Consider the following 25,329-nt stretch of genomic DNA (forward strand, 5'->3'; position numbering starts at 1 on the left):
CGTCGCTTCTCGGCTGTGCTGCGGCTGGTATTTGTTGGGTGACGACGGGTGGGAGTCCGGCCAGAGGGAGGGTGAAGGGGGCGCTCGCCGCAGGCGGCGTGACCTTCCTCGGCGTGGCCACTCTGGGTATCGCGATCGGGGGCTTCCTGACCTCGGGCTAGGGGTACACTCCTTAGGGTTGCACTACTTAAAGTCGGCGCCTCTCGTGGAACGGTCGCACAAGGAGTCACATGAACCGTCGGGCAAGGCCGGACAAGCCGTCGCGTGTCTACGATCGCAGGGGCGAATGGGACGCGCTCACCTCCTTCGTGAACCGGCCTCGGCCGAACGCCATGCTCGGGATCGTCAGCGGCCGACGCCGCATGGGGAAGACGTATCTCCTTCGAGCGCTCGTCGAGCAGTGTGGAGGCTTCTACTTCGGGGCCACGGCAGGGACGGAGGCGGAGTCCCTCCGCCAGTTCAGCGCAGCTCTGGCAGACCACGCGGGTTCGCCGGTGCCCTTTTCCTTCGCTACATGGGATGACGCGATCTCGTATCTCTTCGATCTGGCCGGGCCCGGGCGGAGGAACGGCCCGTTCCTCGTGGTCATCGACGAGTTCCCGTACTTGGTGAAGGTGGCCCCGGGACTGACTTCACTCATCCAGCGCGCGATCGACCGCTATCAGGTAGAGGAGAGCCGTATGCGGTTGCTCCTGTGCGGTTCGGCGATGTCCGTCATGGGCGGGCTGCTGGCCAGCACAGCACCTCTGCGTGGCCGGGCGCAGCTGGAACTGGTCGTGCGGCCCTTCGGATACCGGGCCGCGGCGGACTTCTGGAGTGTCGCCGACGATCCCGCGCTGGCCGCGCGGCTGCACGCCATCGTGGGAGGTACCCCCGCGTACCGCCGCCAGTTCCTGGCGGATGACGTTCCCGCGGGTATGAGTGACTTCGACGACTGGGTGTGCCGGACTGTCCTGGCGCCGTTCAGTCCGCTCTTCCGGGAGGCTCGGTATTTGCTTGCCGAAGAGGCGGACATCCGTGACACCGCGCTGTACCACTCGGTGCTCGCGGCCGTGGCGCAGGGCAACACGACGCGGGGCGGAATCGCCGGCTACATCGGTCGCAAGTCCGTCGACATCTCGCATCCGCTGAACGTCCTGGAGGACAGCCACCTCCTGGTGCGGGAGGCGGACGTCTTCCGGGCCGGGAAGTCCCAGTACCGCATCACCGAGCCACTGATCAACTTTTACGAGGCCGTCATGCGCCCGGCCTGGGCCCGTCTGGAGAGCGGTCAGGCCGCAGAGGTCTGGGCGCAGTCGTCGGAGCGCTTCGCGGCGCAGGTGGCAGGTCCGCATTTCGAGGCGATGTGCCGGGAGTACGTGCTCGGACCAGGACGCTCCTTGCTCGACACCTCACTGGGCGAGATCGGCAGCGGCGTGGTGACCGACTCGAGGGAGCGTCAGCAGATCCAGATCGACGTAGCCGTGGTGGAGCCGGGGTCCGGTGGGAACAAGTCCGCGGTCACGCTGCTCGGTGAGGCGAAGTGGGGGACTCGCATTGGAACGAGCCACCTGGAACGTCTGGAGCGGGCCCGGGAACTCCTTGCCGGACGGGGGATGGACACCACGCGGTGCGGTCTGGCGTGCTTCAGCGCTGCCGGTTTCAGCGATGCCCTGCGGGACGAGGCAGAGCGCAGTGGTGTCCTGTTGATCGGCCTCGACGAGCTCTACGGTCGGGCGATGCCGACGGCCGTTCTGCCCTAGACAGATGGGGCCCGGGGTTCGAAAGCCCCGGGCCCCTCCGGCATCAACGCGTCGCGCGCTTCCTGCGGGTTGCGACCACCATGGCCGCGCCGCCCGCCAGCAGCGCCGCCGCGCCGATGGCGATCGGGCCCGTGCTGCTGTCGGCGCCCGTTTCGGCGAGGTCTCCGCCGCCGCCGTTCGGCTTGGGGGCAGGGGGCGTCGTCGACTGGGAGGCGGACGGGGTGGGGGTGTCCGTGTCCGTGGCGGGGGGCGTCGAGGGCTCGGCGGGTTCCGACGGGGTGGCCGGCGGCGTGCTCTCCTCGGCCGGCTCCGACGGGGTGGCCGGGGGCGTCGAGCTCGCCGGAGGCTCCGCCGGCGGGGGCGTCGTCGTGCAGTCCTTCGTGCCGCCGTTCCAGGCCGCGATCAGCTTGTCCTTGATGACCGGACGGTCGGGCCCCTTGGGCAGCTCGCCGTGCTCGAAGCCGTCCTTCGCGTCGAGGTCGCCGTCGAACTTCACCGCGCCCCGGTAGAGGTCGATCTGCCCGAAGCAGCCGTTGTCCGGGATGGCGATGTCGAGCGAGTCGGTGCCGCCCGGCTTGACCGTCACCGTGTCGAAGTCGACGAACACCTGCTCGCCGGAGGTCGCGAAGGTCGCGCCGTGCGCGAGGTAGGAGGCCAGGGAGGCCGTGCACGTCGTCGCGTCACCGGCCGTGCGGACCTTGATGTGGACCTTGCCGTCCTCGGTCGGCTTCAGGTTCTGGTCGTCGACCTTGACCGAGTCGAAGAAGTTCGTGCCGTCGAGTGAGAACTGGCAGCGGTCGGTCCCGGTCTCCGTGCCCGCGCCGGTCCCGGGCTTGTAGGTGCCGCCGGACGACCAGCCCTCGCCACCGGGCGTACCGGTGGCGAACGCGGTGGTGGCGGATGCGGCGCACAGGGCGAGGGCCGCGGCGCCCGTCCCCAGCAGGCGGCGCGCGGTGACACGTCTCGCTATGGACATAGGGGTATCCCGTTTCTTGGCGTGTGCCTGAACCCGGGTGACGGCAAGCGGGCAGCGCGCGGCGCACGGCTGCCGGGGGCCACACCGGGGTGAGTGGTCTGAGAAACACTGGGCTCATTGGTCACATGCGCCTCAGTGCGCCCCCATCGTGGCCGTGCCGCAGCAGGCTGTCAACCTGCGGGTATGCAACATGAGTTGCTCCGTCATCACACTTTCATCACAGCGGGAATGGATCACTCCGATCAACGCGATGGTTCCTCTTTCCGGCATTCTGGACAGATTCAATGCTGTCGCCCGTATGCCCTGCGAAGGAGACCGCGTGACCGATCGCTCCACCCTCGACCTGTCGTCCCGGGATCCCGACTGGTGGCGCCAGGCAGTCGTCTACCAGGTCTATCCCCGCAGCTTCGCCGACGCCGACGGCGACGGCCTCGGCGACCTGCGCGGCATCACCCGCCGCCTCACCCACCTCGCCGCCCTGGGCGTGGACGCCCTGTGGCTGAGCCCCTTCTACCCGTCCGAGCTCGCCGACGGCGGCTACGACGTCGCCGACCCCAGGGGCGTCGACCCGCGCCTGGGCACCCTCGACGACTTCGACGCCCTGGTCGCCGAGGCCCACCGGCTCGGGCTGAAGGTCATCGTCGATATCGTGCCCAACCACTCCTCGGACCAGCACGTGTGGTTCCAGGAGGCCCTGCGCTCGGGGCCCGGCTCCGCGGCCCGCGACCGGTACGTCTTCCGCGACGGCCGCGGCGAGCACGGCGAACTCCCGCCCACCGACTGGCAGTCCGTCTTCGGCGGCAGCGCGTGGAAACGCGTGCCCGACGGCCAGTGGTACCTGCACCTGTTCGCCCCCGAGCAGCCCGACCTCAACTGGGAGAACCAGGAGGTCCGCGCCGACTACCGCACCACCCTGCGCTTCTGGTCCGACCGCGGGGTCGACGGCTTCCGGGTCGACGTCGCCCACGCCCTCGTCAAGGACCTGAGCGAACCGCTGCGCGACCTCGGCGCGCCCGAGCTGAGCCGGGAGGAGGCCCTCATCGGCATGCCGCCCGGCTCGCACCCGTTCTACGACCGTGACGACGTGCACGAGATCTACCGCGACTGGCGCAAGATCCTGGACGCCTACCGCCCGCCCCGCATGGCGGTCGCCGAGGCGTGGGTGCCCGGCGCCCGGCGCGCGCTGTACGCCCGTCCGGACGAGCTGGGCCAGGCCTTCAACTTCGAGTATCTGGAGGCCGGCTGGGAGGCGGACGAGCTGCGGCAGGTCATCACCGACTCGCTCGCCACCGCCCGGGCGGCCGGGGCGTCGGCCACCTGGGTGCTGTCCAACCACGACGTCGTCCGCCACGCCTCCCGGCTGATGCTCCCGCCCGGCACCGACCTCGACGCCTGGCTGCTCTCCGGCGGTCACGCCCCCGCGGTCGACGAGGCGGCCGGGCTCCGACGGGCCCGGGCGGCCACCCTGCTGATGCTGGCGCTGCCCGGCTCGGCCTACGTCTACCAGGGCGAGGAGCTCGGTCTGCCCGAGGTCGCCGACCTGCCCACCGAGGTGCTCCAGGACCCGATCTGGGAGCAGACGGGCCACGTCCGCAAGGGCCGTGACGGCTGCCGGGTGCCGCTGCCGTGGACGACGACCGGACCGTCGTACGGCTTCGGGCCGGGCGGTGCCTGGCTGCCGCAGCCACCCGGCTTCGCCGCCTACGCCGTCGAGGCCCAGGACGGCGTCGAGGGCTCGACCCTGGAGCTGTACCGCACGGCCCTGAAGCTGCGCCGCAAGCTGCTCGACGGCGAGGAGCTGACCTGGGCGGCGGACGCCCCGGACGGCGTCCTGCAGTTCGACCGCTGCGAGGGCTGGCGGTGCGTGACGAACCTGTCCGCGAGGGCGGTCTCGCTGCCGGCCGGTGAGGTGCTGCTGAGCAGCGCCCCACTGGAGGACGGCCGGCTCGGGCCGGACACGACGGTGTGGCTCGGGCGTTAGGCCCGGACCTGGCTCACCCCGCCGGCGACGGACGCGGGCGGGGCGAGCCCGTGCACCCCAGCCCACGCCGGGCGTCCGCCACCCGCACGGCCCAGCAGCCCGTGCCACCTGCGGGAACGTCCTGCGAGAATCGCCGGCAGAGTGCCGTCGACGTCCGCACAGGGAGCCCCGCCCGCCATGAACATGTCCAGGAATACAGCAGTCGTGGCGGGGGCCGTCGTCGCGGGGGTGCTCGCGTTCCCCGGCCCGCCGGCGGCGGCCCAGGACGGTGAGCTGTGGGGTGCCGCGACCATCGCACCCGGCCGGGAGGGCATCGTCCGAGTCGCGGGCTCCCAGGGGGCGGCGCCGGGCGCCACGCTGACGCTGACGGCGCCCCGGGGCACCCGCGTGACGGCCACGCCGCTCGACGCGCCGGGCTACCTCGGCCGGGTCGCCGCCGACGGCCGCAGCGCGACGTACACCGTCACCGGCGACGCGGCCGGGCAGTCGTGGCGGGACCGCACGTTCCCCTTCGTGCTGGCGGTCCCCGCCGACGCCGTGCCCGGCACGCGGCTGCGCGGCTGCGTCCTGCGGATCACCGACGCGCACGGCGTACGGCAGGCGGCCGGCCGGTGTGCCGTGACCGTGGGCTTGGCCGGGCCGACGCTGACCCGCCCGCTGTCCGGCGTGCCGCTGGACGTCCGGCCGCAGATCGCCGGTACGGCGCACCCGGGCGCCCGGATCACCGTCCGCGACAAGGACGACCGCGAGGCCTGCGCGACCGTCGCCGCCCCCGACGGCACCTGGACATGCACCCCGGGGCCGGCTCTCCCGGCGGGCACCAACCGGCTGCAGGCGGTCGCCACCCTGAACGGGGTGAGCGCCATGAGCGAGCAGATCGACATCTCGGTGGCGGACGCCGGCGCCGGTCAGTAGCGCACGGCCCGGGCCACCTCGGCCCGGACCTCGCCGGACAGGTCGTGGGTGCTGCGGGCGGTGGCCGTGGCGGAGTCGCCCGCCTGCACGTGCTCCACGGTGACGATGACCGTGTCGGTCAGCCGGCCCCCGGCGTCGGTGAAATCGACCTGGACGGCGAAGGACCTGGCCGAGTCGTCGGTGTTGTCGGCGGTGACCTCGGCCCGGGCCCGGCCGTCGGCGCCGACGGTGGGCGCGCCGACCTTCACATCGCCCTTGACGTCGGTGCCGCCCCGGATGTCGTCGAGCCGGCGCTCGGCCTCCGCCGCGGCCGACTCGGCCGCCTCGGAGGCCTGCGAGGCGATCGATCCGACCGCGGACTCCGCCTTGCGGGCGGTGTCCGCGGGGCTGTCGCCGCCGCAGCCGGTGAGCACGCCGGCCAGGGCGAGCGTCAGCGCCGCCCCGCCCGTCGCCCAGCGCGTCCGGTGGCGGGCAGACAGTCGCCTCCCTTGTCCTACGGCGGCCTCACGGCCTCACGGCATCACGTGTGTCCGAGGCCGCCGCCGCCGAAGGACCCGCTGGATCCGGGCAGCCAGCGGCGGGGCTTTTGGTCCTTGCCCGTCCTGGTGCTCGCGTGGTGCAGCTCATGGGGCAGGAGCCGCTGGCCGTCGCGCGTCACGACCGGCATCTCGTCGGGCTCCCGCATCTCCCGCGTCTCGTGGACCGGCCCGCCCTCCGGGAGGTGCGGCTGTTCCTCGGGGGAGGGGTGGTGCGTGTCCTTGTCCATGACGCGCATCCCGACCCGCACGGACCAGATCAGCGCGAGGGCGATGACCGCCCCGCCGATGAAGGCGATGGTCACGGCGACCGCGTGATCTGAGGACGCCGCCAGCAGTTCATACGTTGCCGTACTCATGCTCCGATTATCGCCGACGTGATGCGATAAAGCGCCCGCAATGTCCCCACCTGGGCATCCGCCCCGCACGCGCGGGCAACCTCCGCGGCGCCCGCGACGACCTGACGGTGATACCTCGTCCCCCCACACGAGGGAGATCACCATGCGCAGACACCTCGCACGGCTGCTCACCGTGCTCGCCGTCCTGGCGGCGGCGCTCGCCACCCCCGGCATGGCGAGCGGCAGGGCGCAGGCCGCCGACGAGTGGAACCCGCCCGCGCACCTCGCCCAGCCCCTGAACGAGGTGTGGAACCACGTCGAGTCGACCTACGGGAACCTCTACGGCTTCCGCAACTACGGCTGGGACCAGGTCATGGCCAACCGGGGAAGCGTCAACTACTGCGTCCGCTGGGAGTCCGACGCCCCGGTCAGCGCCGCCCTGCGCGACCGGATCCACGCGGCGCTGAAGAAGCAGTTCGGCAAGTGGATGGCGGCCATGACCGAGAACGGCAAGGGCCACAACGCCTGGCCGTACACCGATGTCCCCGTCAACATCGTCGGCTGGGCGGTGAAGAACCGCTCCACCCTCCAGTGGACCGACAACTCCGTCGACATCTACGCCGGCATCCTCGACAGCGGCGGCGCCCCGCAGTGCGCCCCGGACTGCGGCCGCTTCTTCCACCAGGACGGCGACTACTCGAAGTGCCCGGGCGGCGCCGCCCGCCACTACGACCAGTCGCTGTGGTTGACCAAGGGCTTCGGCGGCGGCGCGGGCGGCGACTGGGGCCAGCGCATGGGCCAGGAGTACTTCACCGGCGCCTTGAACCAGGAGAACATCCACATCTACCTGCACGAGGTCGGCCACGCCTTCGGCCTCGACGACTTCTACGACTGGTCGCCGACCGGCCAGTGCTGCTTCCTGATGAAGGCGGGCAGCGCCACGCAGATCACCGAGTTCGACAAGTGGATGCTGCGTGACTTCTGGCGCCATCTGAAGAGCCGCTACGGCCTCTGACCGACGCCGGGCGGCGTGGGCGGGCCCGGCACCCGTGCCGCCCTTCCGGGTACGGTGGAAGAACCGGGGGTATGCCGCAACCGGTGGCCTACGGTCTCCTGGCCACGCCCCCCGTTCGCAGCAGGAGTCCTCATGACGTCCGCCTCCTCGCCCTCGCCGCCCTTCCCGGCACCCTCCGAGGTCCGGCTGAGACTCGCGGTCCAGCCGCGTCTCGGCCGCACGGCCCGCCGTATCGACGGCGCGTGGTGGCCCCGGTCCTACGACCTGGCAGTGGAACTGCCCGGGCTGCTGGCCGTGCTGCCGCGCGCCTGGGGCCGGATCAGCAGCGTCCTGGTCCACGGGAGCACCTGGCTCGACTGCCCGGAGCACCTGGACGTCGCCGGCCAGGAGGTCCACGTGGGCCGCAGGGACGCGCCGGCCACCCCGGACACCGTGTGCCTGCTCACGCCCGGCCGGGGCCGCTGGGACCTGCTGGTGGTGCCGCCCGCGACGCCGGAGGCGGAGGCGGTCCGGCTCATGGACCGGGCCGTCACACAGGACGAGTGACGCCCTGTCCTAGTGCGCGAGCAGCACCAGCGCCAGGGCGACCAGCGCCGGGACGGTCTGGACGAAGAGGATCTTCCGGCTGGCGGTGGCCGCGCCGTACACCCCCGCGACCGCGACGCACGCCAGGAAGAACACCGAGACCTGGAAGCCCACCGGGTCGGACGCCACCGCGCCCCAGAGCAGGCCGGCGGCGAGGAAGCCGTTGTAGAGGCCCTGGTTGGCGGCCAGGGCCTTCGTCCCGGCCGCGAACTCGGCGCTGGTGCCGAAGGCGGCGCGGGCCCGCGGAGTGGTCCACAGGAACATCTCCAGCACCAGGATGTAGGCGTGGAGGGCGGCGAGAGCCAGCACCGCGACGGTGGCGAGGGTCGACATGGGCCGCATCATCGCAGGCTCCCCCCGTCGTTCTCGTTCGGGCCTGCCCGGGAGGCGGAGCGGGGCGCCGGGTGGCAGATTGCGGGCAGTGGAAGGCCGGGCCGGGCCGTCGCGTCCCGCGTGTGCCGCTCGGGAGCCCGGCCCGGCCTTCCCGCCCGGGCGGCAGGTCAGTAGCCGATCCGGAACGTGGCGTCCGCCCGGTCCGTGGCCGTGGAGACCGGGTCGATGCGCAGGGCGTAGCCGGAGTGGCGGATGTAGCGCGTCGGGTGGTTGTGCGAGCGGAACGACGTCCAGGCGGAGTCCGCGAGCCCGGGGACCTTGTGGAACGTGGCGTCCTGGGCGAACGCCGACGTGCCGTCGTTGACGTCCAGCCGCAGCGCGTAGCTGTAGTGCCGCAGGTACCGGTCCGGGTAGTTGACCGACTGGAAGGACACCCCGGACGCGTCGGCGAGGCCGGGGACGAGCTTCCACTGGGCGTCGGTGTACGGGTCGAAGGGGTAGGGGTCGATCCGGCCCGCGAAACCGGCGTGGCGGACGTAGCGGTCCGGGTGGTTGTACGACTTGAGCCGGTTCCAGGCCGGGGCTCCCCAGTGCGCCAGGAGGTTGTCGTACTGCGTGCCCGTGAGCGCCGCGATGCTGCCGTGCTTGGAGTTCACCGGCTGGGTGTAGCGGCGCTGGTCGACCGGCGTCCAGCTGCCGGAGGCCAGGTCGGTGGTCTGCCAGGCGTAGAAGACGCCGTTGGGCGTGTAGGTGTCGCCCCAGAGGTACCAGGTGCTGGACGACAGCGACTTGACCAGGATCGGTGCCTCGGTGCCGCCGTGGGCCACCGGTGTGCTGAAGCGCTGCCAGCTGCCCGGGGCGAGGGTGGCGGACCGGGCGCCGACCAGGGTCTGCTTCGAGCTGTCCTTGAAATACATGTAGTTCGTGCCGCCGACGCCGAGGGCGAAGCTGCCGTCGATCACGTCGTAGCCGGGGTCGAAGAAGACCTGCGGTGCGGACACCGTGCGGAAGTCGGTCGTGTAGTTGACCATCAGCACGTTGTGGCCGCTGGCGTTCACCGACGAGTAGACGATCCCGTACTGGCCGCGTGCGGCGTCCCAGAAGGCCTCCGGGGCCCAGCTGTGGGTGGTCATGCCGTGCAGCTTGAGCCTGCGGTAGCCGGTGAGGGAGCGCAGGTCGGCCGAGTCCCAGACGTGGATGTACTGGCTGTTGTAGCTCCAGTCGGTGCCCTTCAGGTCGGTGGCCAGCACGGCGAACGTGCCGTCCTGCTTGCGCAGCACGAACGGGTCGCGCAGGCCGCCGGCGCCCTGGGTGGGGGTGACGACCGGCTTGTTCTGGTTGAGCGGCGTCCACTCCAGGCCGTCGAGGCTGACGGCCAGGTGCAGGCCGTAGTCGGTGCCGAGCCCGCTGGGGGACTCGGTGAAGTAGCCCATCACGAACGCCGGGCCCGTCGCCGCACCGGCCGGACCGGCGCCCAGGGCCAGATCGGCGGTCAGAGCGAGCGGCACGGTCGCGGCCATGCCGAGGACATGGCGGCGTGAGGGTCTGCCGGGGATTCTGCGGGGGGTGGTCATGGCGGCTCGGCCTTCCGTCGGGGGTACGGAACGAAGCGTGCGAGTGCGTTCGATATTGCGAACACGGTTCGGCAATTCGGCCAGACCGTAGGGCTGGGAGACGTGTGGCGTCAATGAGTCGGACGCGACGAAGAACTCCCCGACGCGGAGGGCGCTGTGGCGCGATGGTCTAGGGCGCGACGGCCTTGCGCAGGGTGTGCAGGCACAGGGTCATGGCGGAGTGCTTGGAGGCGCCGGCGGTGCGGGTGTGTTCCCAGGCCGTGTACAGCAGCGCCCACACCAGGTTGCGGACCCACTCCTCGTCCAGCTCGGGGTCGATGCTGCCCTCGGCGTGGCCGCGCCGGACCGTGCGCAGGAAGTGCTCGTCGGCGGCGGTCTCCTCCTCCCAGCCGGACCAGTTCGCCAGCTGCGGTGTCTCGAACATCAGCGTGAGGCCGTCGCCGAGCTCGAAGTACTCCTGGCAGAGCCGCTCCAGGGCCTTGGCGGCCGGGCCGTCGTCGAGCCGGGCGCGCTCGGTCGCCGCCGTGACCTTCTCCAGGACGTCCGTGCCGATGGCCGCCAGCAGATCGGACCGCTCGGGGAAGTAGCGGTGCACGGTCGTACGCCCCACGCCCGCCGCCGCCGCGACGTCGCCGAGCGACGCGGTCGGGTCGGCGGCCAGCAGAGCGGCGGCGGCGTCGACGATGGCGCGCCGGGTGCGGGCCCGTGTGCCGCTCTCCGTCGCCGTGGTCCGGTCCTCACCCATGCGCATACGGTAGCGCGCCTTCCGCGGTGAAAATCATTTGACCGTTATGGAACAGCGGTGCTCCACTTGGCATCATGACTGTTCCGGAAGACGTGTCCCGCAAGGTGTCCGTTCCGCGGCTGCGGATCCTCTGGTCGTTCGCCCGCCCGCACAAGCGCGCCCTGGCCCTGGCCCTCGTCCTCGCCCTCGTGGGGTCCGGGATGGGGCTGGCCACGCCGATGGTCACCAAGGGGGTGCTCGACGCGCTCGGCGGCTCCGGCTCGATGCGGGGGCCGATATCGGCCCTGCTGTCGCTGCTGGTGGTGGGCAGCGCCGTCATGTACTGGCAGTGGACGCTGCTCGGCGCGCTGGGGGAGCGCGTGGTGCTCCAGGCCCGCGACTCGATGGTGCGGAGATTCCTGCGGGCCACGGTGCCCGCCGCCACCCGGCGCCCGCCCGGCGAACTCGTCACCCGCGTCACCTCCGACACGGTCCTGCTGCACCAGGCCGCCACCGGCGCCCCGGTCGGCCTGATCAACGCCGTGGTCATGCTCCTCGGGACGCTGGTGCTCATGGCCGTCCTCGACCTGGTGCTGCTGGGCACGGTCGTGGCGGCGGTGGTGGTGGTCGGCGTCCTGTTCGCCGTCCTGATGCCCCAGATCGCCACCGCGCAGCAGCGCGCCCAGGACCACCTGGGACGGCTCGGCGGCAACCTGGAGGGCGCTCTGCGCGCGATCCGGACGGTGAAGGCCGCCCGGGCCGAGGACCGCACGGCCGAGCGCATCGTCGCCGACGCGCGCACCTCCGCCGAGCACGGCATCCGCGCGGTCCGCCGCGAGGCCCTGGCCTGGACGATCGCGGTGGCCGGCATCCAGCTCGCGATCATCCTGGTCCTGGGCGTGGGCGCCTGGCGGGTCTCCGAGGGGGCACTGGAGGTGTCCAGCCTGATCGCGTTCCTGCTCTACTCGTTCGGGCTGATGGACCCGATCAGCGAGCTCAGCCAGAACGTCACCGCGCTCCAGTCCGGGATCGCCGCGGCGGAACGGATCCGGGAGACCGCCGATCTCCAGACGGAGGAGGTGGAGCGGTTCGCGCGGGACGTCCCTGTGCGCGAGGCCGCCCTGCCGGAGGCGCCCGTGCTGGAACTGCGGGACGTCACCGCGGCCTACGGCCCCGACGCCGAACCGGCGGTGCGCGGCGTCGGCCTGGTCATCCCCCGGCGCGGGCACACCGCGATCGTCGGACCCTCGGGCGCGGGCAAGACGACCCTGTTCTCCCTGGTGCTGCGTTTCCTGGAGCCGACCGGAGGCGAACTGCTCCTGGACGGCCGCCCGTACCGCGACCTCACCCACGACGAGATCCGCTCGCGCCTGGCCTACGTCGAGCAGGACACCCCGATCGTGCCCGGGACGATCCGCGACAACCTGCTGCTGGCCCGCCCCGACGCGACGGACGCGGAACTGCGCCGGGTCCTGCGCGAGGTGCGGCTGGCGGAGAAGGTCGACGCCCTGGACGAGGGACTCGACACGCCCCTGTCCGGCGCGGCCGTCTCGGGCGGCGAGCGCCAGCGCATCGCGCTGGCCCGGGCCCTGTTGCGCACCCCGGACGTGCTGCTCCTGGACGAGGCGACGGCCCAGCTCGACGGGCTGACCGAGGCCGCCGTCCAGGAGTGCGTCCGCGCCCGCGCGGCTTCCGGGGCCGTCGTGACGATCGCGCACCGGCTGTCCACCGTGATCGACGCGGACACCATCGTGGTGATGGAGGCGGGGCGGGTCCGCGCCCGGGGCGGCCACGGGGAGCTGCTCGCCACGGACGCGCTGTACCGGGAGCTGGTGGAGGCCCTGCGGATCGCGGCGGACGCGCGGGCGGTGTGACGAGGGGGCGGGACGGCGAACTTCGGGGCCGGCTCCGCCGTTCGGCCGAGGCAGTGGCTTGCGCGGTCGCGAACGGTGGCCGTTCGGCCGAGGTGGCGCGGCCGGGCCTGGCAGGAGATTGAGGGTCGGTCCTCGACCCCGCGACAGAGGCGAGTGAGGGCCCGTCCCTCCGCACTGTCACAGGAGTACGGCCATGGCCCTTCAGTTCCAGTACCCGTCGAGCGCGCCGGCGGCCCCCGCCCCGCGCGCGCTCCGTCACCGGGACGGCCTGCGACGGACTCCGAGGGGATCGCGTCGGGACGGTCTCTACTGGGCCGGATCGGCGGTGTTCGCGCTCGGGCTGGCCGCGGTGACGACGCTGCCCGCCCACCGGGTGTGGGGCGGGTGCGCGGCCGCCGGCTACGCGGTGGCGGCCGTCCTGGCCGCCCGCAGCCCGTACGCCTGGGGCCGGGCGAGCGCGCTCGCGGCGGTCGCGGGCTCGGTGCTGCTGCCGCTGGCGGTGCTGATGGTGCTGGGCACGGCCCAGCCGGAGGTCGGCGTCGTCGAGCACTCCGGCGACCTGCTGCTCGCCACCGGCAGCCCCTACGCCCCGCACCCGTCGCTCGTCGACGACTTCAACCCGTACCTGCCCGGCATGGCCCTGCTCGGCCTCCCCCACGCCCTTCTGGGCGACACCCCGCTCACGGACGCCCGGTTGTGGTTCGCGGCGGTGTTCCTGGGCGCACTGGCTGTGGCGGCCCGCCCCGGGGGCGGCTGGGTGCGCAGCGCTGCGGCGGGCTTGGCGAAGCCGGGGATGCTGCCGGCCGCCCGGCGTGGTCGCGGGGGTGCCGTCGCCCGCAGCGGGCGGGAGGTGCCGGCCGGGTCGGCGCTCTTGGCGGCGGACGCACGCACCAGCCCTGCCGCCCCGGTCAACCCCGCGCTGCTGCTGGCCAGTTGTCCGGCCGTCGCTCTGGCCCTGGCGGTGGGCGGGGTCGATCTGCCGGTGATCGGGCTGATGTGTCTGGGGCTGGCTCTGGCGGGGCGGCGTGGGGGTGCCGTGGGCGCGGGGGCGGCGATGGGGGCCGCGGCGGCGCTGAAGTGGACCGCCTGGCCGCTGCTGCCGGTCGCGCTGGTGCTGATCGCGGTGACGACGGGGCGCCGGGCCGCCACCAGGGCCGCGGTGACGGCCCTGGCGGTGGCGGCGGCCGGTGTCGTGCCGTTCGCCCTCGTCGATCCGCACGCGTTCGTCGAGCACGTGGTGCTGTTCCCGCTCGGTGCGGCCGGCGCCGGATCGCCGGCGACCAGCCCGCTGCCCGGTCACCTGCTCGCCACCCATGTGCCCGGGGGCCGCGCCGTCGCCGTGGCGGCGCTGGCGGCGACCGCCGTCGGGATGGCGACCTGGCTCCTGGCCCGCCCGCCGCGCACGGTCGTCGCCGCGGCGGACCGCGTGGCGCTCGGACTGGCCCTGGCCATGTGTCTGATGCCGGCCACGCGCTTCGGCTACCTCGCCTATCCGCTGGTACTGGCCGTGTGGTTCCGGCGTGACCGCTTTCTGCCGTCGAGTGGCTGATTCTCTGTTGACCCGGGAGCGCCACATTTGATCAGCTGTCTCACTGGTCTTGTTCGATTCTGATCGAGCATTTCATGGCTCCCTGGGGGGGAGCTTGTGACGAGTTGGGGAGTTTCCTTGATGCATCACGATTCCGTCGTGCTGCGCCGCGCCAGACTCCGGCGCGGCGCGGCGGCCCTGACCTTCGTGGCGTTGACCGCCGGCACCGCCCTGACGGGCGCGCCGGCCGCCACGGCCGCCGGCAGCGCGGTCCTCGCCGGGAAGACCTGCACGCCGACGGCAGGGTTCTCCGGCTGTCGGCTGTTCGATCCGACGGGCGCCCGCGAGGAGTTCCAGGTCCCGGCCGGCGTCACGGCGCTGGACGTGAGGGCCTGGGGCCAGGGCGGCGAGGGCACCCCCTCGGCCAACGGCGGCGCGGGCGGCTACACCGCGGGCACGCTCCGCGTCACCCCCGGGGAGCGGCTGTCGCTCGCGGTCGGCGTCCAGCGCTTCGGTGACGCGCTCGGCGGCGCGGGCGGCGGCAAGTACGCCGCTATCGGCGGCAACAGCAGCGGCGTCCGCACCAGCGACGGCAAGCCGCTGCTCATCGCCGCCGGTGGCGGCGGTGGTGGGTACGGCAGCCCGGAGTCCGGCCACGGCGGCCCCGGTGGCGGCGAGCGCGGCCAGGACGACACGGAGTCGGAGCGCGGCGGCAAGGGCGCGGCCGGTGCCACCGGCGGCGCGGGCGGCGGCAACGGCTCCTCCGGCGCCGACGCCTCCGGGGGCGGCAAGGGCGGTGCGGGCGGCTCCGGTTCGGGCGGCGCAGGCGGTGGCGGCGGCGCCGGCTACGCGGGCGGCGGCGGTGGCGGCGGCACGGACGACGCCCAGGGCGTGGTCGGCAGCGGCGCGGGCGGCAGCAGCTACGCCGACCCGGACCGGGTGACCGGCGCCCGGCTGCTCAGCGGCAAGCGCACCGAGGCCCCGGCCAAGACCGACCCCTTCTGGCAGGCTTCCGGCGAGCCGGTGCGCGGCGGCATCGCCGAGGGCGGCGTCAACACCGACCGCGCCGGCCACGGGCGCATCGTGTTCCAGTGGAAGACCCCGGCGATCGCGGAGCTGACCCAGGTCTCCGGAGCCGGCCAGACCGTCCAGCCGGGCGGCGGCGCGGACCCGGTGGCCGTGGCGGCCCGTGACAAGGCCGGCGACCCGGTCGAGAACGCCTCCGTCACCTTCACGATCGAGGACCCGGACAAGCTGGGCGCCTTCTTCTTCATCAAGGACGGCGCCGACACCACCGAGCTGGCCGTGCCGACCGACGCGCGGGGCCGCGCCCAGTCCGCGCCGCTCCAGGCGGGCATCGGCAAGGAGGGCGAGTTCACGGTCCGCGCCGAGGCCGACGGCGCCTCGACGGTCTTCACCGTGAAGGTGAAGAAGTCGTCCTACACCGTGACCGTCGCGGGCGGTGACGACCAGCAGGCCGAACAGGGCAAGGACTTCGAGGAGGCTCTCCAGGCCCGCGTGGTCAGGTCGGGCGCCGCGGCACCGGCCGGCACGGAGGTCGAGTTCCGGGTCGAGGACGACAGCGACGACGCCCCCCGCTTCGAGGACGGCGAGCAGGTCGTCCGCGTCAGGACCGACGACCGGGGCAGGGCCACGGCCCCGACCCTGACCGCCGGTGAGGGCACGGGCACGTACACGGTCGCCGCGTCGGTCGGCGACGCCATGACCCAGTTCGCGGTCGAGGTCGTCGCCGGTGACGGGCCCTCGGCGTCCCCGAGCCCCACGACCGGCCCGAGCGCCTCGGCCGACCCGAGCCCGTCGCCCAGCACAAGCACCTCGGGCACGACCGGCGGCACCGGCACGTCGACCACGGGCGGCACGTCGACGAACCTCGACAGCGGCAGCCTCGCCTCGACCGGCGCCGGCGGCATCGGCCTCCTCCTCGCGGCAGCCGCGGCCCTGGCCACGGCGGGCTTCGCGGCCTTCCGCCTCGCCCCGCGCCTGAGGCTCCGCTCGCGCGACGACGCGTGACGCGACGGCACAGCGCCTGACACCACGTCACCGCGACTGCCCGCACCCGGTCACCGGGCGCGGGCAGTCGCCGTTTCGGCCGCCGGAGAAGCAGGTGGTGAGAGAGGGGCGCGTTTTGCGGAACCTTTGCCAGGGGGTCGGGCGTTGATCCGGTGAGCGCGCGGGAGCGGGTTCGAGAGATGACTTCCGACGAATACCGAGGTGACTCAATGGCAGTCTGGGACAAGCTCAAGGACCAGGCCAAGGCTCTCCAGCAGACTCAGGGCGGGCGTGGCGCCACCGGTGGGCACAGCGGGGGGACGCGGTCCGGCGGCGGCAGCAAGGCCCAGCTGATCGGTGTGCTCAAGACTCAGCTCGGCTCGCTGAAGACCGAGTTGAAGAGCGGTGCGTACCGGGACGCGAGCATGGCGGTGTGCGCGCTGGTCGCGGCGGCCGACGGGCAGGTGGACCCGGCCGAGCGGCAGCAGGTCGAGTCGATGATCCTCAGCAACGACGTGCTTCAGAACTTCCCGCCGGAGCAGCTGCGGCAGCGTTTCAACAAGCACGTGGACCAGCTGACGATGAACTTCCAGCACGGCAAGACCGAGGCCATGCAGGAGATCGCCAAGGCCGCCAAGAAGCCCACCGAGGCCCGGGCCGTGATCCAGACAGGCATGGTCATCGCCGGTGCCGACGGCCACTTCTCCCAGGCCGAGGCGACCGTCCTGCGCGAGGCCTGCGCGGCGCTGGGGCTGTCTCCGGCCGAGTTCCAGCTCTGAGTCCCAGCTCTGGTCCCAGCTCTGAGTCCCAGCTCTGATCAGCGACCCGGACCGGCCCTTCTCGGGGCCGCCCGGGGAGCGCGCAGGGCGTCCACGGCCAGGCGGGCCGCCGTGCCGATGACCGAGTCGGCGGCGGGCTGAAGGGCGGAGGTGCGGGCCGTGCGCGTGAAGACGGCTACGGCGTAGCGCCCCCCGTCGGGGTACTCGACGACGCCGACCTCGTTGCGCACGGTCGGCAGACTGCCCGTCTTGCCCGCCACATGGACGTCGTCGAAGGGGAACCCGGACGCCAGCCGGTGCGGCCACACCTGCAGTCCGAGGACCCGGCGGATGGCCGCGCCGTGCTCGGGCGTGCACGCCTCGTCGCGCCAGACGGCGGCGAGCAGACGCGTCATGTCGCGCGGGGTGCTGCGGTTGGTGCGGGCCGGGTCCAGCGCCCGCAGCCGGGCGACGACGTGCGGGTCGGCCAGCGACCGCGCGCCGCCGGGGCCGGCGTCCTCCTTGATGGTGGCGAGGAGCTCCCCGAAAGCGTGAACCGCGTACGTGCGGGTGAGGCCGAGGCGGGCCGTGGTGCGGTTGACGGCGTCCAGACCCACGCGGGCCAGCAGCAGGTCGGCGGCGGCGTTGTCGCTGACGGACATCATCAGATACGCGAGGTCCCGCAGCGACAGCCGGGCGCCGTCGAGCATCGCGGCGAGTCCCGTCGGGCCGGCGGTACGGCCCTCGGGCGGACACTCGACCTGCTCGGTGAGGTCCAGGATCCCCGCCGCGGCCTGCTCGTGGAGCGTGACGAGCACACAGAGCTTGTGGACACTGGCCGTGCAGACCGGCTGGTCCGCCCCGGCATCGAGCTGCGCGCCGCTGTCGATGTCGACGGCGTGCAGCCGGCCGGTGACCCCGGCGTCGGCGAAGGCCGCGTGGATGCGGGCGAGGGCGTCGGTCACAGCCAGTACTCCGATGCCGGGCGCAGGTGCAGCGGGCGGGAGGGCAGGTCGGGGGTCGCGTCGGCGGTGGTGCGCAGCGCGTGTGTGGCGGCCTCGGCGAACGCGGACACGGCGGCGTCCCCGCGCCCCGCCGGCCAGGCGACGGAGTGCCGCAGGGCCAGCGGGGCGCCGGTGAGGGGGCGCCATACGACGCCCCTTTCGGTCCGTTCCGTGTCCACGCCCTCTGCGCCCTCTGCGCCCTCTTGCGCGTGCCCGTGCGTGTCCCGCGGGCTGAAGGCCACCGCCTCCGTGGACAGCACCAGTCCGCGTACGAAGCTGGCGCCCAGGGCGTGGCGTACGGCGGGCGGGGTGTAGCCGTTGCGGGCGCAGGTGGTCAGGAGGTCGTCGTAGACGGCGGGGGCGCCGGCGCGGGGGAAGAGGATCAGGTCGTGGCCGGTGAGGGAGGCGAGCGGTACCTCGTCGAGCCCGGCCGCCGCCGCGCCGCGTGGCAGCAGCACGCCCAGTTCGCGCCGCAGCACCGGGCCCAGTTCGAGCCCGGAGACGTCACAGGGGTGGTGGATGAGCCCGACGTCCAGCTCGTGCGCGGCGAACCGCTCCAGTTGCTGGGCGGTGGACAGCTCGTGCAGCTCCAGCTCCAGGCCGCTCACGCCCGCGCAGGTGAAGCCCGCCAGCAGTGCGGCGACGGTCTCCCCGGAGAGGTCCGGCGGCAGCGCGGCACGCAGCAGGCCGGTCTCGCCGTCCCGGATGCGGCGCGCGGTGGCCATGAACGCCTCGGAGCGGGCGAGCACCTCCCGGGCCTCCGCCAGCAGCAGCGCCCCGGGCTCGGTGAGGGCCACCTGCCGGCTGCTGCGTTCGAAGAGCCGGACGCCCAGGTGCCGTTCCAGGCGCTGGATGCGCTGCGAGAGCGGCGGCTGGGCCATGCCCAGACGCGCCGCGGCACGGCCGAAGTGTGACTCTTCTGCAACAGCCACGAAGCACTCCAAGTGCCGCACCAGGTCCACGAGCAGGAAGCATATCCGTTTGGTATTGATACGAGATCGATAGCGGTCTTGGACAAGGTGCCCGGGCCGCTGCTGTTCTCGGCGCATGGATCACCACGACTACACCAGCGTCACCACCGGGGGCCCAGGGCCCCGCCGGACGGCCGTGCGGGCCGTCACCGCGGGCGCGGTGGTGCTGGCCGTCGCCGCGGGCGGGGCGTTCGCGGCCGGTCTCGGACCCTTCGAGCGGGACACCGGGCCCGACCCCGCGGCCGGGAAACAGGCCCGCGCGTTCCTCGCCGACTGGGCCGCCGGCCGGCTGCCGAGCGCGGCCGGCCGTACGACCAGTCCCGGCACGGCACAGCGGGTGCTGGACAGCTTCACCACCGGCCTCGACATCAGCGGACCGAAGCTCACGGCCAAGCCCGCGGCCGAGGGCGAGGACGGCACGGTCACCGTCCCGTTCACCGCCCGGATGCCCGTCGAGGGCCTGGGCACCTGGACCTACGAGTCGAAGCTGCCGCTGCGCGAGCAGAGCGACGGCAGCTGGAAGGTGGACTGGAAGCTGTCCCTCGTCCACCCGCGCCTGAGCGACACCGAGAAGTTCCGCCTCGAACGCGAGGAGACGAAGCCACCGGAGGTCACCGACCGGGAGGGAACGGCCCTGTCGGGTGCGGAGTTCCCCTCCCTGGCGCCGGTCACGGCCCGGCTCGGCGGGGGCGGCGAGGGCACCGGCCCGCGCGGGGCGATCCACCTGGTCGACCGGGCCACCGGGAAGGTCGAGCGTACGGAGGCCAGGTTCGGCGCGCGGACGGTCAGGGACGAGGGCCCGGTCCGCACGACCCTCGACGCCGGCTGGCAGGCCGCCGCCGAGAAGGCCCTCGCCGCCCACGCCGACGGCAAGAACGCCGCGCTCGTCGCCCTGCGGATCGACGACGGCGAGATCCTGGCCGTGGCGAACTCCCCGTCGTCCGGCTTCAACCGCGCGCTGTCCGGCACCTACGCGCCCGGCTCCACCTGGAAGATCGTCACCAGCAGCGCCCTGCTGCTCAAAGACGCCGTCGCACCCGGCGACGTGGTGGACTGCCCCAAGTACCTCACGGTGGGGAAGCGGTTCCAGAACGTGGAGCTGTCCGAGCACCCGGGCGCCACCTTCCGCAAGGACTTCACCGAGTCGTGCAACACCGCGTTCATCAGCCTGCGCGACCGGCTCGACGACGGGGAGCTGGGCGAGGTGGCCCGCAAGTACTTCGGCGTCGGCCAGGAATGGCACGTCGGGGCTGCCTCGTACGACGGCTCGGTGCCGGTGCCGAAGGACGAGACGGAGAAGGCCGCCTCGATGATCGGGCAGGGCCGGGTGCAGGCCAACCCGCTGATCATGGCGTCCGTCACCGCGACGGCCGTCTCCGGCACCTTCCACCAGCCCTCGCTCACCGAGGGGAACGAGGACACGACCCGCACGACCCCGCTGCCCCAGGACGTCGTCGCCCAACTGCGCGAGATGCTGCGCGCCACCGTCACCGACGGCACCGCGCAGGTCCTCTCCGACCTGCCCGGCGACATCGGCGCCAAGACCGGCACCGCCGAGGTCTCCGACGACCAGGACAACAACGGCTGGCTCGTCGCGCACCGCGGCAACGTCGCCGTCGCCTGCGTCGTCGAGGAGGGCGTCACCGGCGGCGGCTCCGCCGGGCCCGTCGTCCGCGGTCTGCTGGCCGCCGTCCCCGGCGATTCCGAGTGAAAGGAACTCCGCGCATGCCCGTCGACGCGCCCGCCTCCTCCCGCCGCGCCTTCCTGGCCGCCGCGGCCTTACTCCCCCTCACCGGCTGCGGCACGGCCGGCCGGGACACCGACCGCGCCGGCCGGGCCACCACGACCACCCGGCCGAGCCCGGAGCCGAGCCGCCGCACCCCCACCCCGCCCGTCCACCGCCCGCGCCTGGCGGACCTGGAACGCGAGTACGGCGCACGGGTCGGCGTCTACGCCCTCGCGACCGGCACCGGCGCCACGGCGGTCCACCGCGCCGACGAGCGCTTCGCGTTCTGCTCGGTCTTCAAGGCCCTGGCCGCGGCGGCGGTCCTGCACCACCGCTCCCTCGACGGCCTGGACCGGCGCGTCACCTACACGCGGGCCGACCTCGAGTCCACCACGCCGATCACCGGACGGCACGTCGCGACCGGCATGACCCTGCGCCAACTCTGCGACGCCGCCGTCCGCTTCAGCGACGGCACGGCCGGCAACCTGCTCATGCGCGACCTCGGCGGCCCGGCGAAGCTCACCGCCTATCTGCGCGAACTGGGCGACACCGTCAGCCGCATGGACCACTACGAACCGGAACTGCACGACGTACCACCTGAGGACCCCAGCGACACGACCACTCCCCGCGCGGTCGCCACCGACTTCCGCAAGCTGCTCCTGGGCACCGCCCTGCCCGCCGGTGAACGCGCCCTGCTGACGGACTGGCTCTCGCGCAACGCCACCACGGTCGGCGCCCGCCGCATCCGGGCCGGTCTCCCCAAGGGCTGGCAGGTGGCCGACAAGACCGGCACGGGCAACTACGGCAGGGCCAACGACATCGCGATCGTCCGCCCGCCCCGCACCGAACCACTCGTCCTGGCCGTCATGACCGACCGGGCCGGCCACGACGCCGAACCCTCGGACGCCCTCATCGCCGAAGCCACCGCACGGACCATCACCGCCCTGGGGCTCTAGAGGCCCTCGGGCCCCCGGTGGCTTATAACGGGGCCATGATCTACCACTCCATACCGCTCACCGACTGGAACGCCGCCCCCGACGAGCCGTACGCCCCCGCCTCCCTCGCCGAGGAGGGCTTCGTGCACTGCTCACCGGACGAGCCGACCACGCTCGCCGTCGTCAACGCCTTCTACCGGGACGCGCCCCGGCCCCTGCTGGTGCTCGCCCTCGACGAGACCCGCCTCACCGCGCGGGTGGAGTGGGAGGCGGCGGCCCCCGCCCCGCCGCCCGGGGTCGCCGGGGACACCCTGTTCCCGCACGTGTACGGCCCTCTCGACCGGGACGCCGTCGATCACGTCCTCGAAGTGCGGTGGGACGAGCGGGGCCGGGCGGTGGGACTGGGGGACAGGACCGGGTGAGCGGTACGACAGGATGACCGGGTGAGCGATCAGGAAACCCCCTTCACCGACAAGGCCCCCGCCTCCGCCCCGCGCCCGGTCCGCGGCGCGGCCCGCTGCGCCGTCGCCGCGCTCGCCCTCGCCGCGCTGGCCTGGGTGGTCCGGGCGGTCTGGCACATCCGGCTCGCCACGACCGGGCAGCCGGCGTCCGGCCCGCCGGACCAGGGAGGCGGCCAGCACCGCCCGCTGACCGCCCTGGAGGACTCATACCACCTGGTCAGCTCCGTGGGCGGCGCCGTCACGGTGCTCTGCGCGCTCGCGTTCCTGTCCTGGCTGGACCGCGTCCGCGACAACGCCCGTGCCCTCTCGGGCACGGAACCGCGGTACGGATCTCTCTGGCTCTACCTGGGCTGGATCCTGCCCGTCGTGAACCTCTGGATACCCCGGGGCATCGTCGCGGACGCCCACCGGTCCGTCTTCCCCGACCGGCGGCTGCCGGCCGTCGTGAACTGGTGGTGGGCCCTGTGGCTGGCCGGCCTGGCCGGCGGTGTGGGCCTGATCTACACCGACTCCACGGACGAGGTCATCGCCCGCGCCTACACCGACGTCCTGTCCCTGCTGGCCGCCGACGTGGTGATCGTGGCGGCGGCCGGAACCGCCGCCCTCATGATCCGCACGCTCACCACCGCGCAGCAGGAGCGCATGGACGAGACCGCACCGACAGGGCGCCCAGGGACGGCCTCCTAACGCTCCCGCGGCCGGTACACCGACGCGACGAACGACGCGGTCACTCGCACCGGAGCCGCCAACTCCCCGACCCGTCGCCGCAGTTCCGCGTCCCCGACGTGATGGGCGGCCGGACTCATCGTCACCAGACCGGTGATGTCCTCGGCGGTGAGGCTCATGGCGTACTCCAGCGACTCGGCGCGCTCGTGCCGGAAGCGGTCCGCCAAAGTCCGGTGCAGGCGCTCCTCCTTCCTGGGATCGACCGCCAGGAGCCCCAGGGACCGGCGCAGTTCGCGCAGATGCCGGTCGCTGGGTGTGACGACGAGCAGGGCGCCGTCCGGCCGGAGGACGCGGTGGAACTCCGGCCCGTTGCGGGGCGCGAAGACGTTGAGCACGAGGTGGGCACAGCCGGAGCGGACGGGCCACGGCTGCCAGACGTCCCACCCGGCGGCCTCACCGCGGGCATGGGCGCGGGCCGCGGCGCGCAGGGCGTGGGCCGAGCTGTCCAGCCCGAGTCCCAAGGCCCCGGGGAGCGCGTCGAGGACGGCCGCGAGGTAGTGACCGGTGCCCGCCCCGGCGTCCAGCACGACCGCGTCGGGCGGGGCGAGTTCCGCGGCGAGCCTCGCGAGGGTGCGGGCGAGCGGGTCGTAGTGCCCGGCCCGGAGGAACGCGCTGCGGCACCTGACCATGTCGGCGGAGTCGGCGCTCGCGGCACGCCGGTGGCCGGTCAGCAGACTGACGTATCCGTGGCGGGCGATGTCGAAGGTGTGCCGGCCCGCGCACCGCAGCGCACCGTCGGCGCGCTCCAGGCCCGACGGGCACAGGGGGCAGGTCAGGACGGTCAGCAGCCGGTCGGAGGGCCGGCGGCGGCCGGTTCCCGGATGGATGGTCGGCATGAAAATGCTCCTCGACAGCTCGGCGGGCCGGAAGGGCTGGGCCGAGCTGGATACAGGCGGTGAACGGCGGGTCGTCGGCGCCCGCGGACGGCGGGCACGCCGAGGACGGCGACGTGACCTGGTCACGTCGCCGTCCTCACCGCGGTGTCAGAGGAAGCAGTGCGGAATGCCGTTGCATGCCATACGGCCAGGCTACCTGCCGCCCCCGAACGTCACGACGAGCCGCCCGTCCGAGGCGAACGACCAGCGCGGGGCTCCGGCGTAGGAGGAGCAGCGGGAGCCGTTCGAGCCGGACCAGAACTGGTTCGAGCTGTCGGAGTCGCCGATGATCCGGTCGTTCGACCCGCTGTCGCAGGAGGTGTTGTTCCGGAACACCGACGTGCTGCCCGAGTCGAAGTTGAAGTTGCGCTGCTCGTTGCCGATGCTCACGTTGTCCGAGACCTGCATCGGGCCGGTGTTGCGGTTGTAGGTGAACCCGTGCTTGCCGTTCTGGTAGGCGATGCTGCGCCTGACGATGTGGTTGACCCCGATGTCCTCGCCGCCGAGCTTGTAGCCGTTGCGGTCGCCGTTGCCGGCCTGGGAGCCGTCGCTGAGGGTGCCGTTGTCGTAGGCGAGCGAGTCCTCGATGGTCACCGCGCCGATGGGGCCGGTGTCCGTCTTGGTGTAGAGGTCGTAGCCGTCGTCGATGTTGTGGTGGGCCACGGTGTAGCGGAAGACGTTGCCGGGGCCGACCGTGAGCTTCGGGGCGAAGCCGTCGGCGTCCTCGCCGTCGGAGTCGACGTTGTCGTGCGATTCCGCGCTCAGGATGAGGTTGTGGGACGGCCACTGGTCCTTGGGCGTGCTGGAGAGCGCCCGGGAGAGCTGGAGTCCCGAGTCGCGGTTGAAGCGGGTCACCGTGCGCTCGATGACGTTGTTGCTGCCGCCGACGAAGATGCCGTTGTCGCCGGCCCGTTCGACGACGACGCCCTTGACGTGCCAGTACGACGCGTTGACGGCGAGACCGCGGCCCGCCGGGTCCTCGCTCTGGGCGGAGAAGTTCAGCACGGGGGTCTCGCCCGGGTAGGCGAACAGTTCCGTGCGGTCGCCGGACGTGCCGTTGCGGCCCGCCGGGATGGTGACGGTCTGGGAGTAGCGGTAGGTGCCGCCGCGCAGGTAGATCGTGCCGCCGGCGGAGATGCGGCTGATCGCAGAGGTGAGCGTCGTCGGGTTCGACTCCGTACCGGTCGCGCTGTCGGTGCCGCCCGGCGACACGTACAGCACCGGGCCGGTGGGCTGTGGGTCGCTGCCGCCCGTCTCGACGTCGACGTAGTCGATGTTGGGCAGGCCGCCGGAGGTGGCCGGGGCGAGCCGGACGGTGTTGCTGCCCGACCGCAGCGGCACGGTGAGCGTCTTGGTCGCCCAGGTGTTCCAGGCGCCGGTGCCCTCGAACGCCGCCGTGCCGGCCGTCGTGCCGTTGACCACGATGTTCGCGGTGCGTGCGGAGGTCGTGCCGTTGGCGAAGCGGACCTTGAGGGTCGCCGTGCCGGCGGCGGGCGCGGTCACGGTGAACTGTGCGTAGCCGCCGGTTGCGTTGTCCCCATTGCAGAACCCGCTGCCGGAGTATCCGGCCCAGTTCGAGTCGATGGTGCCGGCGCAGACCGCCGGCGACGTCTCGGCCTCGTACCGGGTGGTCGCCGCCTGTGCCGTGGTCCCGGACAGTGCGACGAGGCTGCCGGCCAGGAGGCCGACGGACGCGATCACTGGTCTCAGGTGCATCGTTCGTCTCCAAGGGTGGTGACGGT

General features: G+C 73.0%; 23 protein-coding genes. 13 read left to right on the forward strand and 10 right to left on the reverse strand.

Annotation, left to right across the window (positions count from 1 at the left end; genetic code table 11):
• The first annotated feature begins 230 nt into the window (after positions 1–230).
• Positions 231–1,742: an AAA family ATPase gene (locus PV963_RS23575; RefSeq protein ID WP_274817738.1), complete on the forward strand. Its 1,512-nt coding sequence runs from the start codon at positions 231–233 to the stop codon at positions 1,740–1,742.
• Between the two features lie 43 nt (positions 1,743–1,785).
• On the opposite strand, the gene PV963_RS23580 is transcribed toward PV963_RS23575, so the two are convergent.
• Positions 1,786–2,718, reverse strand: a complete 933-nt coding sequence (locus PV963_RS23580; RefSeq protein ID WP_274817739.1) for an LAETG motif-containing sortase-dependent surface protein — start codon at positions 2,716–2,718, stop codon at positions 1,786–1,788.
• 298 nt (positions 2,719–3,016) lie between these two features.
• Here PV963_RS23580 and PV963_RS23585 point away from each other — a divergent pair, with 298 nt between their 5' ends.
• Complete coding sequence (locus PV963_RS23585; protein ID WP_274817740.1) at positions 3,017–4,699, forward strand: glycoside hydrolase family 13 protein; 1,683 nt, start codon at positions 3,017–3,019, stop codon at positions 4,697–4,699.
• Positions 4,700–4,876: 177 nt separating this feature from the next.
• Positions 4,877–5,614 carry a carboxypeptidase regulatory-like domain-containing protein gene (locus PV963_RS23590; protein ID WP_274817741.1) on the forward strand — a complete coding sequence of 246 codons (738 nt, stop codon included), beginning with the start codon at positions 4,877–4,879 and terminating at the stop codon, positions 5,612–5,614.
• On the opposite strand, the gene PV963_RS23595 is transcribed toward PV963_RS23590, so the two are convergent.
• Together PV963_RS23595 and PV963_RS23600 are read right to left on the reverse strand one after the other, a co-directional pair.
• Positions 5,608–6,027 carry a hypothetical protein gene (locus tag PV963_RS23595; protein WP_274817742.1) on the reverse strand — a complete coding sequence of 140 codons (420 nt, stop codon included), beginning with the start codon at positions 6,025–6,027 and terminating at the stop codon, positions 5,608–5,610. The genes PV963_RS23590 and PV963_RS23595 overlap by 7 nt on opposite strands.
• Before the next feature lie 107 nt (positions 6,028–6,134).
• Positions 6,135–6,509 carry a DUF6479 family protein gene (locus PV963_RS23600; protein WP_274817743.1) on the reverse strand — a complete coding sequence of 125 codons (375 nt, stop codon included), beginning with the start codon at positions 6,507–6,509 and terminating at the stop codon, positions 6,135–6,137.
• Between the two features lie 142 nt (positions 6,510–6,651).
• Here PV963_RS23600 and PV963_RS23605 point away from each other — a divergent pair, with 142 nt between their 5' ends.
• Positions 6,652–7,503 (forward strand): hypothetical protein, encoded by an 852-nt coding sequence (locus PV963_RS23605; RefSeq protein ID WP_274817744.1) that lies wholly within the window; start codon positions 6,652–6,654, stop codon positions 7,501–7,503.
• Positions 7,504–7,635: 132 nt separating this feature from the next.
• The gene (locus PV963_RS23610) at positions 7,636–8,049 is read left to right on the forward strand and encodes a DUF5994 family protein (protein ID WP_274817745.1); all 414 of its coding nucleotides are present in this window, start codon (positions 7,636–7,638) and stop codon (positions 8,047–8,049) included.
• A gap of 9 nt (positions 8,050–8,058) precedes the next feature.
• Here the strand turns inward: PV963_RS23610 and PV963_RS23615 are convergent, their stop codons facing one another.
• From PV963_RS23615 to PV963_RS23625, 3 genes are all read right to left on the reverse strand, one after another.
• A complete protein-coding gene (locus PV963_RS23615; RefSeq protein WP_274817746.1) occupies positions 8,059–8,421 on the reverse strand; it encodes a DUF1304 domain-containing protein in 363 nt (120 codons plus the stop codon).
• Positions 8,422–8,588: 167 nt separating this feature from the next.
• A complete protein-coding gene (locus PV963_RS23620; RefSeq protein ID WP_274817747.1) occupies positions 8,589–9,995 on the reverse strand; it encodes a glycoside hydrolase family 43 protein in 1,407 nt (468 codons plus the stop codon).
• Between the two features lie 169 nt (positions 9,996–10,164).
• Positions 10,165–10,740, reverse strand: a complete 576-nt coding sequence (locus PV963_RS23625) for a TetR/AcrR family transcriptional regulator (RefSeq protein ID WP_274817748.1) — start codon at positions 10,738–10,740, stop codon at positions 10,165–10,167.
• 74 nt (positions 10,741–10,814) lie between these two features.
• Here PV963_RS23625 and PV963_RS23630 point away from each other — a divergent pair, with 74 nt between their 5' ends.
• The 4 genes from PV963_RS23630 (at position 10,815) to PV963_RS23645 (ending at position 16,910) form a co-directional block, all read left to right on the forward strand.
• Positions 10,815–12,593, forward strand: a complete 1,779-nt coding sequence (locus tag PV963_RS23630; protein WP_274817749.1) for an ABC transporter ATP-binding protein — start codon at positions 10,815–10,817, stop codon at positions 12,591–12,593.
• Positions 12,594–12,786: 193 nt separating this feature from the next.
• On the forward strand, positions 12,787–14,142 hold the full coding sequence (locus PV963_RS23635; RefSeq protein WP_342456398.1) for a glycosyltransferase 87 family protein: 1,356 nt from the start codon (positions 12,787–12,789) through the stop codon (positions 14,140–14,142).
• A 120-nt stretch (positions 14,143–14,262) separates the two neighbouring features.
• Positions 14,263–16,152, forward strand: a complete 1,890-nt coding sequence (locus PV963_RS23640; RefSeq protein WP_274817750.1) for a glycine-rich protein — start codon at positions 14,263–14,265, stop codon at positions 16,150–16,152.
• Positions 16,153–16,361: 209 nt separating this feature from the next.
• Complete coding sequence (locus PV963_RS23645) at positions 16,362–16,910, forward strand: tellurite resistance TerB family protein (RefSeq protein ID WP_274817751.1); 549 nt, start codon at positions 16,362–16,364, stop codon at positions 16,908–16,910.
• A 38-nt stretch (positions 16,911–16,948) separates the two neighbouring features.
• Here the strand turns inward: PV963_RS23645 and PV963_RS23650 are convergent, their stop codons facing one another.
• Both PV963_RS23650 and PV963_RS23655 read right to left on the reverse strand, forming a co-directional pair.
• Positions 16,949–17,854 carry a serine hydrolase gene (locus PV963_RS23650; protein WP_274817752.1) on the reverse strand — a complete coding sequence of 302 codons (906 nt, stop codon included), beginning with the start codon at positions 17,852–17,854 and terminating at the stop codon, positions 16,949–16,951.
• A complete protein-coding gene (locus PV963_RS23655; RefSeq protein WP_274817753.1) occupies positions 17,851–18,855 on the reverse strand; it encodes a LysR family transcriptional regulator in 1,005 nt (334 codons plus the stop codon). The genes PV963_RS23650 and PV963_RS23655 overlap by 4 nt, the downstream gene beginning before the upstream one ends.
• Positions 18,856–18,940: 85 nt before the next feature.
• Between PV963_RS23655 and PV963_RS23660 the strand changes: the two genes are divergently transcribed.
• The 4 genes from PV963_RS23660 to PV963_RS23675 are packed head-to-tail and all read left to right on the forward strand — an operon-like array spanning position 18,941 to position 22,673.
• Positions 18,941–20,575: a penicillin-binding transpeptidase domain-containing protein gene (locus PV963_RS23660; protein WP_274817754.1), complete on the forward strand. Its 1,635-nt coding sequence runs from the start codon at positions 18,941–18,943 to the stop codon at positions 20,573–20,575.
• A gap of 14 nt (positions 20,576–20,589) precedes the next feature.
• Positions 20,590–21,546: a class A beta-lactamase gene (gene bla / locus PV963_RS23665; protein ID WP_274817755.1), complete on the forward strand. Its 957-nt coding sequence runs from the start codon at positions 20,590–20,592 to the stop codon at positions 21,544–21,546.
• 35 nt (positions 21,547–21,581) lie between these two features.
• A complete protein-coding gene (locus PV963_RS23670) occupies positions 21,582–21,947 on the forward strand; it encodes a DUF952 domain-containing protein (RefSeq protein ID WP_274817756.1) in 366 nt (121 codons plus the stop codon).
• A gap of 21 nt (positions 21,948–21,968) precedes the next feature.
• Positions 21,969–22,673, forward strand: a complete 705-nt coding sequence (locus PV963_RS23675) for a DUF4328 domain-containing protein (protein WP_274817757.1) — start codon at positions 21,969–21,971, stop codon at positions 22,671–22,673.
• On the opposite strand, the gene PV963_RS23680 is transcribed toward PV963_RS23675, so the two are convergent.
• Positions 22,670–23,548: a putative RNA methyltransferase gene (locus tag PV963_RS23680; protein WP_274817758.1), complete on the reverse strand. Its 879-nt coding sequence runs from the start codon at positions 23,546–23,548 to the stop codon at positions 22,670–22,672. The genes PV963_RS23675 and PV963_RS23680 overlap by 4 nt on opposite strands.
• Before the next feature lie 192 nt (positions 23,549–23,740).
• Entirely contained in the window at positions 23,741–25,303 is a 1,563-nt protein-coding gene (locus PV963_RS23685) for a carbohydrate-binding protein (protein ID WP_274817759.1), read from the reverse strand.
• Positions 25,304–25,329: the final 26 nt, after the last annotated feature.

This window comes from Streptomyces coeruleorubidus, assembly GCF_028885415.1.
Classification (GTDB): domain Bacteria; phylum Actinomycetota; class Actinomycetes; order Streptomycetales; family Streptomycetaceae; genus Streptomyces; species Streptomyces coeruleorubidus_A.

Coding starts and splice junctions, on each gene's coding strand:
- PV963_RS23660 (WP_274817754.1), top strand. CDS start 18,941: ATGGATCACCACGACTACACCAGCGTCACCACCGGGGGCCCAGGGCCC.
- PV963_RS23590 (WP_274817741.1), top strand. CDS start 4,877: ATGAACATGTCCAGGAATACAGCAGTCGTGGCGGGGGCCGTCGTCGCG.
- PV963_RS23680 (WP_274817758.1), bottom strand. CDS start 23,548: ATGCCGACCATCCATCCGGGAACCGGCCGCCGCCGGCCCTCCGACCGG.
- PV963_RS23670 (WP_274817756.1), top strand. CDS start 21,582: ATGATCTACCACTCCATACCGCTCACCGACTGGAACGCCGCCCCCGAC.
- PV963_RS23575 (WP_274817738.1), top strand. CDS start 231: ATGAACCGTCGGGCAAGGCCGGACAAGCCGTCGCGTGTCTACGATCGC.
- PV963_RS23615 (WP_274817746.1), bottom strand. CDS start 8,421: ATGTCGACCCTCGCCACCGTCGCGGTGCTGGCTCTCGCCGCCCTCCAC.
- PV963_RS23685 (WP_274817759.1), bottom strand. CDS start 25,303: ATGCACCTGAGACCAGTGATCGCGTCCGTCGGCCTCCTGGCCGGCAGC.
- PV963_RS23605 (WP_274817744.1), top strand. CDS start 6,652: ATGCGCAGACACCTCGCACGGCTGCTCACCGTGCTCGCCGTCCTGGCG.
- PV963_RS23625 (WP_274817748.1), bottom strand. CDS start 10,740: ATGGGTGAGGACCGGACCACGGCGACGGAGAGCGGCACACGGGCCCGC.
- PV963_RS23610 (WP_274817745.1), top strand. CDS start 7,636: ATGACGTCCGCCTCCTCGCCCTCGCCGCCCTTCCCGGCACCCTCCGAG.
- PV963_RS23600 (WP_274817743.1), bottom strand. CDS start 6,509: ATGAGTACGGCAACGTATGAACTGCTGGCGGCGTCCTCAGATCACGCG.
- PV963_RS23635 (WP_342456398.1), top strand. CDS start 12,787: ATGGCCCTTCAGTTCCAGTACCCGTCGAGCGCGCCGGCGGCCCCCGCC.
- bla (WP_274817755.1), top strand. CDS start 20,590: ATGCCCGTCGACGCGCCCGCCTCCTCCCGCCGCGCCTTCCTGGCCGCC.
- PV963_RS23645 (WP_274817751.1), top strand. CDS start 16,362: ATGGCAGTCTGGGACAAGCTCAAGGACCAGGCCAAGGCTCTCCAGCAG.
- PV963_RS23580 (WP_274817739.1), bottom strand. CDS start 2,718: ATGTCCATAGCGAGACGTGTCACCGCGCGCCGCCTGCTGGGGACGGGC.
- PV963_RS23640 (WP_274817750.1), top strand. CDS start 14,263: ATGCATCACGATTCCGTCGTGCTGCGCCGCGCCAGACTCCGGCGCGGC.
- PV963_RS23630 (WP_274817749.1), top strand. CDS start 10,815: ATGACTGTTCCGGAAGACGTGTCCCGCAAGGTGTCCGTTCCGCGGCTG.
- PV963_RS23620 (WP_274817747.1), bottom strand. CDS start 9,995: ATGACCACCCCCCGCAGAATCCCCGGCAGACCCTCACGCCGCCATGTC.
- PV963_RS23585 (WP_274817740.1), top strand. CDS start 3,017: ATGCCCTGCGAAGGAGACCGCGTGACCGATCGCTCCACCCTCGACCTG.